The following is a 13,298-nucleotide window of genomic DNA, read 5'->3' as shown; positions in this document are numbered from 1 at the left end:
AGTATTTCGTACCAAGCAAAGCTTAAGCTCCACAGCACTTCTTAAATTTACGGCCACTTCCACAAATACAAGGATCATTTCGGCCAACACCTTGTTCTTTTGCTTCTTTTAGAATGTGTTCTTTTTTAAATTGCTCCCAATATACTTCAGATTGCTGCAATTCTTTTCTCCATTCATCAAGTTTAGGATGATCCATATCATTGATAATGCAAACTGGATAGACACATTCCGTTAAATCAAGTAGCTCTTCATCGTACCCAGTTTCCAGTAATTCGACGATCTTTGGAACGGCTACACTGGAAAGTTGAAGACAAAGCGCTTCTGCAAGAACTGTTTTAATCGTTATGTCTGTTGCTTGGTCAAAATAACGCAATAGTATTTCTTCTGCAATAGGGTGTTTAATATTGCCAATGACCTCAATTGCTGCAAAGGCTGTATCTTCATTTTCAATGTATTTTTCCAGCTCGTGTAAAACGCTGACGGAACCGATTTTAATTAAGGCATCGACTACTTCTTCAATAAGGATGTCTTCCTCCATACGAACAAGGAGACCTGCAATCATTGGCACAAGTTGTTCGACACGCTGCTCTCCAGCAAGAAAGACGTTATAAACTCCATCTATCGTAAAATTGTCTTCCTCTAATTCATTTTGTATCACACTTTTAATCTCATATATCCGGTTTTCATCATATTCTCCTCGAGCAATCAATTCTCGGAAAATCCGTTTTCCATATTGAAAGGCTTTTATATCAAAATCTTTTTCCACAACGATATGCATGACTTCCCCTGCTTCCATAAAAAGAGATTCTGTATCAAGGGAGTGAAGTCTTGTGCGGTGCTTTAGTAATTTCTGATCCACAAATTTTTCTAAGTCTTTCTCGTATTTAACCAGTAAAGCAGTTGGACAAAAGTCTAGAATTGAAAGATACCATTGGAAATTTAAATCCTTCTTTTCCAAACGTCTAATGACTTCTTGCAACACTTTTTCCGTAACGGGTGCATTACGGGTAAATGGAATAATTGGATTTGACATTTGATTAGGCGGTAGCTTATCCAGTGCTTGAAATGCAAGCATAAATGTGTCTTCTGTTGCTAAGAAACTATTTTCAATTGCTTCTAATGCAAAATCGCGTATAGTTATATCGTCACTTAAAATATAGGGTTCCACTTTATTTAGAAAATACATGTTAGTCCAGTCTCCTTTCAACTGTTTCCATTGTATCTGAAACAATTAGCAATGTCATAAAATGAAAACACTTTTATAGATCGATTTATTTTGTTTGACAACTAAACAAAAACAAAGTAATGTTTTAATTAGAAGGAATAGTGAATAAGATAAGTAGGAATGCACATTATTTCTAATCATCTTTATATGTAGTAATATAGAAGGAAAATATCCCTCGTAAAGGGAAAATGAGGTGAATGGAATGGTTGAATTACAAGAGAAAAATCGCCGTCTAGGGGAAACTCTTAAACAGATGGGCCGCGTTATGGTTGCGTTCTCAGGAGGAGTAGACAGTGCCGTCGTTTTAAAACGTGCACAACAGGAATTAGGCGATAATGTTTTAGCGGTTGTAGTTAACTCTGAGCTTTTCCGTGATTCAGAATTTGATGCAGCTGTACAATTAGCAGAAGACATGGGTGTAAACGTATATAAAACTGAAATTAAAGAATTAGAAGATGCAAATATCGTCGCTAATAATCCAGATAGCTGGTACTATAGCAAAAAATTACTTTATACACATTTAAACAAACTTGCAAAAGAGCTAAATTACGACTATGTGTTAGATGGAATGATCATGGATGATGAGGAAGATTTCCGTCCAGGATTGAAAGCGAGAACAGAAGAAGGCATTCGCAGTGTGCTTCAAGAAGCGAACCTTTATAAAACGGAAGTGCGTGCACTTGCAAAGGAACTTGGCCTGCCAGTATGGAGCAAACTAGCTTCTTGTAGTTTAGCATCTCGTTTCCCATATGGAACAAAGCTTTCTAAACAAAAGGTAAATCAAGTAAATCAAGCTGAGCTTTATCTGAAAGGTATTGGATTCGACGAAGTTCGTGTTCGTTACCATGAAAATGTTGCACGTATCGAGGTTGCAGCAGATAAAATCGCTGATTTATTAGTGAAACGTGAAGAAATTCAACATAAATTAGTATCACTTGGTTTCGACTATGTATCTGTTGATCTGCTCGGATATCGTACAGGTAGCATGAATGAAGTATTACCTGAAGCAAACGCTGCCGAGAAATTAGCAGCAAACGCTTAATGTCTCAAAATAATATAGCAGTTTTTAATCTGTCCGCAGATTGAAAACTGCTTTTTTACGTAAGGAACGGAAATAAAGTTTCCTTTACTAGGAGATAGGAAATGCTTATTTTATAATAGGTTACATATTACACCAAAGGAGAATAACGATGAAAGTATTATATTTGGATTGTTTTTCTGGGCTAAGTGGAGATATGACAATCGGTGCCCTACTAGACGCAGGTGCTGATTTTACCCATTTGCAGGAGGAACTGAAAAAATTAAATATAGAAGATGAGTATGAGCTTAATACGAAAAAAATAGTGAAAAATGGGATTACAGGAACAAAATTTGATGTAGTTTTAACAGAGGAAAATGTTCATAGTCATTCACACGACCATGATCATGGGCATGACCACAGTCATTCACATGATCATGAACACGGACACGACCACAGTCATTCACACGATCATGAACACGGACACGACCATAGTCATTCACTCGATCATGAACACGGACACGACCACAGTCATTCACACGATCATGAACACGGACACGACCATAGCCATTCGCATAATCATGATCATGGACACGGCCATAGTCATTCACACGATCATGATCATGGACACGACCACAGTCATTCACACGATCATGAGCATGATCACACCCATAGTCATTCACAGGACCATCACCATCGCGGATACAGTGATATTGTGAAGATGATAAAGGCAGCGGATTTTTCAGAGCGAGTAGAGGAACTGGCTTTAGCAATGTTTAAGAAAATAGGGATCGCAGAAGGGAAGATCCATGGTGTACCGCTTGAAGAGGTGCATTTTCATGAAGTGGGTGCCGTGGATTCGATTATCGATATCGTTGGAGCTGCGATATTAATTGATCAGCTGGGTGTCGAAAGAATCATCTCTGCACCTGTACCTACAGGATCTGGCCACATTCACATTGACCATGGAGTTTATCCGGTACCGGCCCCTGCAACATTGGAAATCTTACGTGGTGTTCCTGTTGCTAAGAGTGAGCTAAGAACAGAATTAACGACTCCAACAGGGGCGGCGATTGCAGCGGTTTTAGCTGAGGAGTTCTCCTCCTTCCCATCCATGAAAGTAATAAATGTTGGTTATGGTGCAGGAACGAAGACATTCCCGAATCATCCGAACGTACTGCGCGTTGTTATAGGAGAACAGTGAGGAGTTGATAGGTCAATGGAAGATATATTAAGAAAAGTTCAGGACGGAACGATGAGTATAGATGAGGCAAAGAAACTCCTGGCAACCTACGAGGATCTAGGATTCGCTAAGGTCGATCATCATCGCCAAAAAAGACAAGGGTTTCCGGAAATCATTTTTGGTGAAGGCAAGACAGCAGAACAGATTATCACCATTTTAGAAGCAATGAAAGCAAGGCAAAGCGATGTACTAATCACAAGACTTTCTGAGGAAAAAGCTAATCAAATCCTGCGAGTACATCCTGAGCTTACATATGCCAAGGTGGCAGAGATTATGTATTGGAAAGCAGAAAAGAAACAGACAGTGTCAGATAATTATATTGCCATTGTTTGTGCTGGTACATCTGATTTACGTGTCGCAGAGGAAGCAGCAATTACAGCAGAAGTGCTCGGGAGTAATGTGAAACGTATTTACGATGTTGGAGTTGCAGGGATCCATCGCTTATTAGACCAAGCACCTGTGATTCAGCAGGCAACCGCTTCAGTAGTAGTTGCGGGAATGGAAGGAGCGCTTCCGAGTGTTGTCGGTGGTCTCGTTTCTCATCCTGTTATAGCAGTACCGACTAGCATTGGCTACGGAGCAAATTTTCATGGTTTATCAGCATTATTAACCATGCTCAATTCCTGTGCAAGCGGGATAAGTGTTGTCAACATTGATAATGGATTCGGTGGCGCCTATAGCGCGGTTCTTATCGACCGCTTGGCAAAAGGAATCAAGTAGTAAGGGGGCAAATCTAGAATGAAGGAACACCCGCCAAATAACGAGCATATCGATAGTGAAATGGTGAAGATGGAAGTGAATTTGGATGATATATCTGGCGAATGGCTTGGATATGTAATGGACAAGCTCTTTAATGCTGGAGCAAATGATGTATTTTATACCCCGATTTTCATGAAGAAAAACCGTCCAGGTGTTTTGCTTCAATTACTGTGTTCCAAACAGTCACTGGATTCTATGAAAAAAATTCTCCTAGATGAGACAACAACTTTGGGGATTCGTTATTACCCAATTACTGTTCATCGAATGGAACGGCGTTTTGAAAAGGTGGAAACCATCTGGGGGACCGTAACCGTCAAACTTGGAATAAACAAGGGAGAAGTTTTTCAAAGATCGCCAGAGTATGAAGACTGTAAACAAATTGCTGAAGCAAACGGTATTCCATTAAAACAAGTCTATCAGGAAGTATGGAAAAATATGAATAAAAGTAATAGTTGATAAGGTGCTGGAATGAAGATGATTCATTCCAGCACTTTTTTTGGGTAGAGAAGTAATTATGTCAATGGCAAAAAAAGCATTATTAAGTTAAGTCAATGCTTGTTATTTTAAGTTCCACAGTCTTCCAGCCTTGAAAACAAAATTTCTGGTTGTCTGTCTTCCAGATAACTTAGAGAAATTCAGTTGTTTACTTCATTTTGTTTGATTACAATCCGATATATTTATTGAGCAAGTTTAAATCTTCTATACATAAAGGTTCCTTATTCAAGGTTCAGGAGGTCAATCATGGATATTACGACGTTAATAGGTTTGATTTTAGGCTTTATTGCTATTGTAGTAGGAATGATTTTAAAAGGAGCTAGTTTGGCATCACTTATTAATCCTGCTGCATTATTGATTATTTTTGTTGGGACAGCAGCTGCAGTTTCCATTGCTTTTCCAGGCAGTACATTAAAAAAACTGCCCGCATTGTTTAAGATTTTATTTTCAAATAAGTCTGTAACAGATAATAAGGAATTGATCCATCTGTTTAGCAGATGGACAGAATTAACGCGAAGAGAAGGAATTCTCTCCTTAGAAGGAGAGATTAGTGATGTCAAAGATCCTTTCTTGGCAGCAGGCCTTCAGATGGTTGTGGATGGACAGTCGCCTGACTATATTAAAGAAGTGATGTTGCAAAAGATTGAAGCGATGGAGGAAAGGCATGAAGAAGGTGCGTCTATTTTTACCCAAGCAGGAACCTATGCACCAACGCTGGGTGTATTAGGAGCTGTAATTGGACTAATTGCTGCCTTGGCGGATATGTCTAATATAGATGCATTAGGTCATGCTATCTCTGCAGCTTTTGTTGCTACTCTATTTGGTATTTTCTCTGGATATGTATTGTGGCATCCATTTGCAAATAAATTACGAGAGAAGTCTAAAAAAGAAATACAGCAGAAAGAACTGATTATAGAAGGAATTCTTTCGATTACCAGCGGAAATTCTACTAGCATGATCCAGGAGAAACTAGGCTCATTTCTAACGACCAAAGAATTTGAGAAACTAAAACAGGGGGATTACGATGCGCAGGAATAAAAAAAAGAAAAAATCACATATTGATGAATCCTGGCTGCTTCCCTATTCAGATATGCTTACCCTGCTTGTGGCTTTGTTTATCGTATTATTTGCCATGAGTGATATTAACTCTCAAAAATATGAGGAGCTTTCAAATGTATTTCGTTCGGAATTTGGAACAGGTGGAAATAGTATCCTTGAACAGAATCCATCTCCAGTAGAAAGCCCTCCAGCGGAGGAAGAAAACGAAGAAAAAGAAGAAGAACTAGAAGAAAATGAAGAAACAAACAAAGAACAACAACAAAACAGCGTAAAAGAATTAAACAATTTAAAGCAAATCCAAAGCAATATTAATGGATATATTAGCAAAGAAAATTTAACGGAACAGTTAGATACTGAATTAACAGAGGAAGGATTAATGGTCCGGATCGTAAATGATGTGTTTTTTGATATGGGTAGTGCAGAAGTGAAACAAGAGGGCGCTGAAATAGCCAGGGAGGTTTCGAATTTGCTTGTGACTGACCCTCCGCACCAAATTGTCGTTAGCGGACATGCGGATGATGTTCCTATCTCTAATTCAGAATACAGTTCAAACTGGGAGCTTAGTGTAAATAGAGCACTTAATTTTATGGCTTTAGTCCTTGAAAATAAGAATTTAAATCCAATACATTTCAGTGCCAAGGGGTATGGAGAATATAAACCACTTGAGCCAAATACAAGCGAAGAGAATCGGGCAAAGAATAGACGAGTTGAAGTCTTGATTATGCCGCATTACGAAATTCATTTGGAGGAACAATAAAAAGATCCTCTAAATCAAATATGAACAGGTGACTTTATTAGGGGCAGGTAACTTTTATTTAAAACATAGAATCCAGGACTGCAAAAACAAAAAGTTACAATTACCTCGATATATGTCGAATTATTGCCCGAGAAATATTTTGTTGTCCTATTTTCTCGCAAGATGGTAAATATTGTAGAAAGTTAAATCCCAAATCCTCTTTGATTTCCAGTGGTGAAGGGGTATAATGAAGCCGTATATTGCTAACTACACTTGTATAGGGGGAGTCTTTTTGTCTTGGGAAACTGATTATAAGAGATGGATGGAACATGAAACATTAAATGAAGAATTAAAAGTACAATTAGCAAAAATGGAGAACGATCCAAAACAGCTGGAGGATTGTTTTTACAAAACGCTTGAATTTGGTACAGGTGGAATACGTGGGGAATTAGGACCTGGTACGAATCGAATGAATATTTATACGATCCGTCGAGCTTCAGAAGGTTTAGCACAATACATAGAAGACCATGGAGAAGAAGCGAAAAATAGAGGTGTTGTAATTGCTTATGATTCACGCTTTAAATCTCCTGAGTTTGCCATGGAAGCTGCAAAAACATTAGGACAGCATGGAATCCAAACATATGTTTTTGAATCACTGCGTTCCACTCCTGAACTATCATTTGCCGTACGTTATTTGCATGCATACAGCGGAATTGTAATCACTGCAAGCCATAATCCTCCAGAATATAATGGTTACAAGGTATATGGAGAAGATGGTGCGCAAGTAACACCCGCCATTGCTGAGGAAATCATTGCTAAAGTAAATGCAGTAGAAAATGAGCTGACTGTAGAAGTAGCAGATGAAGACAAGCTAAAAGAAGATGGCTTACTTAGCATCATTGGTGAAACGGTTGATAATGCTTATTTAAAACAGCTTCAAACGATTACTGTAAATCCAGATATCATAAAAAACATGGCGGATGATTTTAAAATTGTATATACGCCTTTACATGGAACAGGAAACCGCCCTGTCCGAAAAGGTTTGGAACAACTTGGATTTAAGCATGTGCAAGTGGTGAAAGAGCAAGAGCTCCCTGATTCTAATTTTTCTACGGTTACTTCGCCAAACCCAGAAGAGCATGCAGCATTCCAATTAGCGATTCAATATGGGGAAGACTATAATGCTGATATGCTGCTTGGGACGGACCCCGATACAGACCGTGTCGGTGTAGCTGTACGTAACAGTGAAGGGAAATATCAAGTGCTGACAGGTAACCAGGTAGGTGCATTGCTACTTCATTATTTAATTACAGAGAAGAAAGCACGCGGTGAGCTTGCCGAAAATGCAACGGTATTAAAAACGATTGTAACATCCGAAATTGGGCGCGATATTGCAGCTGCAAATGGATTAGAAACCATCGATACACTTACAGGCTTTAAATTCATTGGAGAGAAGATGAATGAATTTGAGCGTACTGGTGAGAAGACTTTCTTATTCGGTTACGAAGAAAGCTATGGCTATCTTGTGGGGGACTTTGTCCGCGACAAGGATGCAGTTCAGGCTTGTATGCTAGCTGCGGAAGTAGGAGCATATTATAAATCCAAAGGGATGACCGTCTATGAAGGCTTATTAGACGTCTTTGAGCAATATGGTTACTACAAAGAAGGACTAGAATCGCTCACCTTAAAAGGGAAAGATGGTGCACAGCAAATTAATAGCATCCTTGCTGCTTTCCGAAGCAATCCTCCGAAAGAAATGGATGGACAAGCAATTGTAAGCACAGAGGACTATCAATCTAGTAAACGTGTCTTTGTGTCTGAAGCCCGAGAAGAAGCTATTATCTTGCCTAAATCTAATGTATTAAAATATATTTTAGAGGATGGTTCATGGTTCTGTTTGCGTCCTTCTGGTACAGAGCCGAAGATTAAATTTTACTTTGGTGTGAAGGCGGATTCCTTGGAAGCGAGCGAGAAAAAATTAGAAGACCTTCGTACTGCAGTGATGGCTAGAGTGAATGAAGAAATAAAATAAGCAAAAGCAGTTAGACTGGAATTTCCAGCTAACTGCTTTTTCAACTTCGAAAATTTACCCCTGAGAAGTAAAAACTAGTACCCTTAGAAACTTAGTCCCTCCAAATGAAAAACTCGCACTACCTAAAGTCAATGTAACTCTTCATGAAACTAAACTAACCCTAAGCAGTTCTTTTACTAAATAGCGCTTATCCGTAACAAATCATTGTTCATTGTTACTCAATCACAATATTTTTCCTATTTTCTTCCTCTTTAGGAATAGTTATTTTTAACAACCCATGTCTAAAGGTCGCTGTCGTTTTGTCTTCAGGAATGGTCATTGGTAAGGTTATATATCTTTCTCTTATCTCATATGATTCCTGCTTTGTGTACTGGTTATTCTTTTCATCTTTGCCTTCTAATGAGCTGGAGTCTTTTGCTGCTATTCGAATTTGATTTCCGATTATTTCAAGCTTAACTTGTTCACGAGAATATCCTGGTAACTCTGCTTTTACTATATAAGCATGGTCCTTTTCTTCCATCTCCACCCGGAAAGGCTTTGTATGAAAATGATGCTGAAGATGTTTAAAGGAATCGTTAAATGCGTTATCCATTCTCTTCATAAAGTCATGAAGCGGCTGCATGTTAATATCAAACCCATCAGGAAAGTTTCGTTTTTTCGGACTCACGGATGACAATCTCCTTTGTGAATAGTTTTTTATATAGCTAGAGTATGCAAAACGCGCAGCAAACGTTAGGGATTATTTATCATTCTATAAAGGTAATAAGTTGCTGGCTATGAATGAAAAGCAGGAAAAAGACGATGAAAGGTCGAAATATGTAAGAAGTACAGGGATTGAGGTGAAAGGAATGACAAACATGTTACAGTATAGAGAAAAAGAGGTATTAGAATTACAAAAAGTGAGCTGGAAGCGGGATGGGATAAGAATACTCTCGGATATTAATTGGCAAGTAAATAAGGGGGAGCACTGGGCGATTCTCGGTTTAAATGGCTCTGGTAAAACAACGCTTTTGAATCTGATTAATGGCTATCTCTGGCCAACTACAGGTAATATTTCTGTTCTGAATCAGCCATTTGGAAAAACAGATTTACGTTTATTAAGGAAGTCCATTGGTTGGGTAAGCTCTTCCTTACAAGAACGAATAAAAGAAACGAGCCTCGTTGAGGATGTGGTATTGAGTGGCAAATATGCATCTATCGGACTTTATGATACACCTGATAAAACTGATATAGAGCAAGCCGAAACCTTGATGGAACAGTTGGGCTTCAGCCATTTGAAAGGAAGAAGCTATAGAACCTGTTCACAAGGAGAGAAGCAAAAAATTCTAATTGCCAGGGGTTTAATGGCAAATCCATTATTGCTTATTTTAGATGAACCCACAACTGGATTAGATTTTCTAGCTCGTGAAGATTTATTAATGTCCATTGAAAAGATGGCTGAGGCGGAACATGCTCCTACGATTCTTTTTGTCACTCATCATATGGAAGAAATTCTGCCAATCTTCTCGCATACACTAATGCTGCGAGATGGCCAGGTGTTTGCAGAAGGTGAAACAAGAAGTGTGATAACAGAAAATAAGCTTTCCACATTTTTCTCCATTCCTGTCTCCATAGAATGGCGAGAAGGCAGAGCGTGGATGACTAGAAAATAAGAAGAGGTATACATATGTTTGACTTAACTGTACTTGACTGGACGATTGTTACGATTAGTGCCATAGCAATTGGTTTCTCTAAGGCAGGACTTCCTAACCTGATCATATTTGTCGTTACGCTAATGATGATTGTGTTTCCTGCAAAAGAGTCGGTGGGAATTTTACTGCCAATGTTACTGGTTGGTGATTTATTTGCCATTATCTATTATCGAAGAAGTGTCGTATGGAAGCATTTATTGTCGCTTATTCCTTGGTCGCTTTTAGGGATAGCATTTGGTTATATGGTATTAATTGCCATCGATAGTAAACAATTAGAGCCTCTCATTGGTGTAATTGTATTAACGATGATTGGATTACATGCTATTCGCAGTAAATTTGGTGAAAGATTCAATGAGCTTCTACCGGATTCACGTTGGTTTACATCATCAATGGGAACATTAGGTGGCTTTACTACGATGATTGGAAATGCAGCTGGTGGAATTATGTCTATTTATTTACTTGTAAAAGGGCTGCCAAAGAAGGAGTTTGTTGGAACGAGTGCGTGGTTCTTCCTTACCGTAAATGCAATTAAATTTCCATTATATATGCAGTTGGGTTTAATTACAGGGAAATCACTTGCGTTCAACTCTATGTTGATTATTCCGATATTACTTGGGGCACTTCTTGGTGTTAAAATACTACCAGCTATTCCTCAGAAAATATTTCAGATACTTATTTTAGGTTTAGCCGCAATCGGTGGGATAAACTTATTGTTATAGAAAGGGTATTCCTCGAAATTTGGAGGAATACCTATTTTTTCCACTTACTTCCACTGCTTTTTGCCCTAAGTTTTGTCATTAAATCAGCTGACTTTTGTTGCTCTTTTTCAGTTTGGTCTTTATCAAGTCGGACGATGGAGTATGTTCCTTCCTCCTTTGTAAGCTGAAAATAAGAATGAACATCACTGCCCTCTGGTAAGTTTTCCTTCTTAATCTGAATTTCTTCCTTTGTTTCTTCAATTAGAATAATGGCTAGATTTCCTTCAAACCGGTCTAATATTCCCTTCATGTTAAATCCTCCTCACTGAACACATGCTAATCCTTGTGCTTTAATATCTGCAATTCTAGCTGGACCAATTCCACTTATTCGTTCTAAGTCATCGACAGAGAGAAATGGGCGGAGTGAAATTAAATCCTGAGCTCGTTCCGGACCAATATGAATAATCTCCTGGACTTCCTCAGTAGAAGCATGATTGATATTGACACAGCTGCTTTCATCTTGACTTGGCTTCGCTTCTTCCTCTGCTACTGCAGCATCCTCTGAAGCGGCTGACTCCTCTGTAGTGCTTTCACTATCTGGGTTTATGGTACCTTCTTTATTCGTTTCGATTTCATAGTTGATTCCGTTCGTAGTGACAACAATAGTTCCATGAATATCGGTGCCGTATAAGCCGATTCCCGAATTTTGAATAAGGGAAACAACTTCAGGGCTTGGATGGCCATAACTATTATTCGTACCCGCACTGTAAATAGCAACCTCTGGATTTATCGCTTCGATAAATTTAGGGTCACTGGATGTATTGGAGCCATGATGACCTAACTGGATCACTTCTGCTTCAATATTATCACTGTGATTCAACATATAACGTTCTGCCTCTCTGTCAGCATCACCAGTAAAAATAAAATCAATCTCTCCATAAGTAAATAAGATGGAGATCGATTCTTCATTGGTTTTTCCAGTTATTCTATTCGGGTAGAGTACTTTCATTTTTAAAGGACCAATTGCAAATTCTTCTCCAGTACGGGGTTCATGGTAATCGGCCCCACTTTCAATTACAGCAGCGACAGCGTTTTGAAAAGTTTGCGAGGAGTTTACGTTACCGGACAGCCAAACCTCTCCTGTATCGATCGTCGTAACCACATCTTCAAGCTGGCCTATATGATCTGCATCAGGATGGCTAACAATAATGAGGTCCAGATGAGACACTCCTTGTGATTTTAAGTAGGGCACAACTTCCTCTCCGGTCCAGTCTCCAGTATCATAGAGAATATTATACTGCTTCTCTGCATCATCATACTGAAACAGCGTTGCATCGGCTTGTCCGACATCAATGAAATGAACACGAAGCTCATTTAAAGCTGTTTCTTCAGCATCCCCTTTATCTTCTGAGGTTTGCTTTTCTTCCTTATTATTTGAATCCGTATCTTCCCTCTCAGGAACGACGGACTCCTCCTGCTCTTCTATAAAAGTCTCTGATAATGGGCTTTCATAGACTTCTTCCCCGCATGCTACTAGAAAAATAGATAATAGCAATATCAGGACGTATTTCTTTTTCAAACTATATACCCCCAAACACTTGTACTTCTTTCTTTTAAGATTAACAAACTTAAGCTGGAATTACTAGATTCTCTCCAGTATAAAATCATCTATACCTTGTATGAATGGGACTTTTAGCAACTCTATATAAAAAATTGGGGCGGAATAAAGAATTTAGTGGTAAGTAGAAAAAGGTAAGATATCATATTTCCTAGTGGAAGGGATGCTTAAAAATCAAAGTTTCCCTTGTAGAACATCCTGATTTTACCAGCCGCCCCTATCTAATAATAAGATTTTACTAAGATGCATTACAACGCGGTTCCTGTAATAATAAGCAAAAAGGAGCTGGGAAATGCTGAAAACAATTTGGGTAATGGCTTTTACATTGTTTCTCTGTTCCGTCTTTTGGTCGATTTTAACGTTAAAAGAAATTCCAAATGACGAGACACATTACGGTACATATGCACATATTATCTATACTAAGGGAGTTCTCGATCGATTGGAGGGGGAGCATGCCATCATATTATTAGAAACGGTTAATGAAGAAATGATTGTCCATAAATCCAGGCTTCCGTATCGAAGCAAGGAGGAGACGTGGTTTTATATAAAGAAACGGGACGGGGCATTTCGTATTATTGGGATAGATAATACCCAAACCATTCTGCAAAAGAAGAGGTCACTTCAACTGGTGCAATTGGCAAAATATCAGGAATTAAATGAAAAGATGAATATACAGTAGAAAAGACCTGATGCTAAAGGGTGGTATCATGTAACGATTTTTACA

14 protein-coding genes are annotated in these 13,298 nt (G+C 38.6%); 10 read left to right on the top strand and 4 right to left on the bottom strand.

What is annotated here, in order from left to right:
• Positions 1 to 22: 22 nt before the first annotated feature.
• The gene (locus D8M04_RS07015; RefSeq protein ID WP_121522191.1) at positions 23 to 1,186 is read right to left on the bottom strand and encodes an SEC-C metal-binding domain-containing protein; all 1,164 of its coding nucleotides are present in this window, start codon (positions 1,184 to 1,186) and stop codon (positions 23 to 25) included.
• 241 nt (positions 1,187 to 1,427) lie between these two features.
• Here D8M04_RS07015 and larE point away from each other — a divergent pair, with 241 nt between their 5' ends.
• From larE to D8M04_RS06980, 7 genes are all read left to right on the top strand, one after another.
• Positions 1,428 to 2,267, top strand: a complete 840-nt coding sequence (gene larE / locus D8M04_RS07010; protein ID WP_121522190.1) for an ATP-dependent sacrificial sulfur transferase LarE — start codon at positions 1,428 to 1,430, stop codon at positions 2,265 to 2,267.
• A gap of 148 nt (positions 2,268 to 2,415) precedes the next feature.
• Positions 2,416 to 3,447, top strand: coding sequence for a nickel pincer cofactor biosynthesis protein LarC (gene larC, locus D8M04_RS07005; protein ID WP_121522189.1), 1,032 nt, complete (start codon positions 2,416 to 2,418; stop codon positions 3,445 to 3,447).
• 15 nt (positions 3,448 to 3,462) lie between these two features.
• Positions 3,463 to 4,206 (top strand): nickel pincer cofactor biosynthesis protein LarB, encoded by a 744-nt coding sequence (gene larB, locus D8M04_RS07000; RefSeq protein WP_121522188.1) that lies wholly within the window; start codon positions 3,463 to 3,465, stop codon positions 4,204 to 4,206.
• Between the two features lie 18 nt (positions 4,207 to 4,224).
• A complete protein-coding gene (gene larC2 / locus D8M04_RS06995; RefSeq protein ID WP_121522187.1) occupies positions 4,225 to 4,701 on the top strand; it encodes a nickel pincer cofactor biosynthesis protein LarC2 in 477 nt (158 codons plus the stop codon).
• Between the two features lie 285 nt (positions 4,702 to 4,986).
• The gene (gene motA, locus D8M04_RS06990) at positions 4,987 to 5,778 is read left to right on the top strand and encodes a flagellar motor stator protein MotA (RefSeq protein ID WP_121522186.1); all 792 of its coding nucleotides are present in this window, start codon (positions 4,987 to 4,989) and stop codon (positions 5,776 to 5,778) included.
• Positions 5,765 to 6,556 carry a flagellar motor protein MotB gene (gene motB, locus D8M04_RS06985; RefSeq protein ID WP_121522185.1) on the top strand — a complete coding sequence of 264 codons (792 nt, stop codon included), beginning with the start codon at positions 5,765 to 5,767 and terminating at the stop codon, positions 6,554 to 6,556. Before motA ends, motB begins: the two co-directional genes overlap by 14 nt.
• A 271-nt stretch (positions 6,557 to 6,827) precedes the next feature.
• The gene (locus tag D8M04_RS06980; protein ID WP_121522184.1) at positions 6,828 to 8,567 is read left to right on the top strand and encodes a phospho-sugar mutase; all 1,740 of its coding nucleotides are present in this window, start codon (positions 6,828 to 6,830) and stop codon (positions 8,565 to 8,567) included.
• 214 nt (positions 8,568 to 8,781) lie between these two features.
• On the opposite strand, the gene D8M04_RS06975 is transcribed toward D8M04_RS06980, so the two are convergent.
• Positions 8,782 to 9,234 carry an Hsp20/alpha crystallin family protein gene (locus D8M04_RS06975; RefSeq protein ID WP_246001142.1) on the bottom strand — a complete coding sequence of 151 codons (453 nt, stop codon included), beginning with the start codon at positions 9,232 to 9,234 and terminating at the stop codon, positions 8,782 to 8,784.
• Positions 9,235 to 9,424: 190 nt separating this feature from the next.
• Here D8M04_RS06975 and D8M04_RS06970 point away from each other — a divergent pair, with 190 nt between their 5' ends.
• Together D8M04_RS06970 and D8M04_RS06965 are read left to right on the top strand one after the other, a co-directional pair.
• Positions 9,425 to 10,219 carry an ABC transporter ATP-binding protein gene (locus D8M04_RS06970; protein WP_121522392.1) on the top strand — a complete coding sequence of 265 codons (795 nt, stop codon included), beginning with the start codon at positions 9,425 to 9,427 and terminating at the stop codon, positions 10,217 to 10,219.
• A gap of 14 nt (positions 10,220 to 10,233) precedes the next feature.
• A complete protein-coding gene (locus D8M04_RS06965) occupies positions 10,234 to 10,977 on the top strand; it encodes a sulfite exporter TauE/SafE family protein (protein ID WP_121522183.1) in 744 nt (247 codons plus the stop codon).
• Between the two features lie 31 nt (positions 10,978 to 11,008).
• Here the strand turns inward: D8M04_RS06965 and D8M04_RS06960 are convergent, their stop codons facing one another.
• Positions 11,009 to 11,266: a DUF3006 domain-containing protein gene (locus D8M04_RS06960; RefSeq protein WP_121522182.1), complete on the bottom strand. Its 258-nt coding sequence runs from the start codon at positions 11,264 to 11,266 to the stop codon at positions 11,009 to 11,011.
• A gap of 12 nt (positions 11,267 to 11,278) precedes the next feature.
• Positions 11,279 to 12,535: an MBL fold metallo-hydrolase gene (locus D8M04_RS06955; protein ID WP_121522181.1), complete on the bottom strand. Its 1,257-nt coding sequence runs from the start codon at positions 12,533 to 12,535 to the stop codon at positions 11,279 to 11,281.
• Positions 12,536 to 12,866: 331 nt separating this feature from the next.
• Between D8M04_RS06955 and D8M04_RS06950 the strand changes: the two genes are divergently transcribed.
• A complete protein-coding gene (locus tag D8M04_RS06950) occupies positions 12,867 to 13,253 on the top strand; it encodes a DUF3006 family protein (RefSeq protein ID WP_121522180.1) in 387 nt (128 codons plus the stop codon).
• Positions 13,254 to 13,298: the final 45 nt, after the last annotated feature.

The sequence above is a fragment of the Oceanobacillus piezotolerans genome (genome assembly GCF_003665065.1).
Lineage (GTDB): Bacteria > Bacillota > Bacilli > Bacillales > Amphibacillaceae > Oceanobacillus > Oceanobacillus piezotolerans.
Note: the sequence above shows the minus strand (reverse complement) of the source record. Positions and strands in the feature narration are given on the sequence as shown.